The sequence below is a fragment of the Neisseria sp. P0001.S005 genome (assembly GCF_051963715.1).
Genome location: NZ_JBQCTZ010000569.1, coordinates 1 through 487 on the forward strand (window position 1 = coordinate 1; position 487 = coordinate 487).

At 40.7% G+C, this 487-nt stretch carries 1 protein-coding gene; it reads left to right on the forward strand.

All coding sequences use genetic code 11. The features are described from left to right. Positions 1 to 97: 97 nt before the first annotated feature. Positions 98 to 487: glutathione S-transferase N-terminal domain-containing protein (locus ACTHSP_RS21725; RefSeq protein WP_440346974.1), on the forward strand; the 390-nt coding region annotated here is incomplete at its 3' end.

A 487-nucleotide genomic window follows, 5' to 3' on the forward strand; every position in this document is an offset into this window, starting at 1 on the left:
AAATTTCTGGATTAAGTGTTTGAAATTATGTATAATTCTGTCTGAATTTTTATAAGGCTTAAGGCCGTCTGAAAAGATTTATCAGGAGTAAAAAATTATGATGACATTGTATTCAGGTATTACTTGTCCATTCAGCCAGCGCTGCCGTTTTGTGCTGTACGAAAAAGGCATGGATTTTGAAATCAAAGATGTGGACGTGTTCAATAAACCTGAAGACTTGGCTTTGATGAATCCGTATAACCAAGTACCGGTTCTGGTTGAGCGTGATTTGATTTTGCACGAATCAAACATTATCAACGAATACATTGACGAGCGTTTCCCTCATCCTCAGTTGATGCCGGGCGATCCTGTTATGCGCGGTCGCGGCCGTTTGGTACTGTACCGTATGGATAAAGAATTGTTCAGCTTGGTGCAAGTGTTGGAAAACCCTGAATCTACCAATAAAGAACAAGCTAAAGCGCGTGAAGCCATTGGCAATGGTTTGACA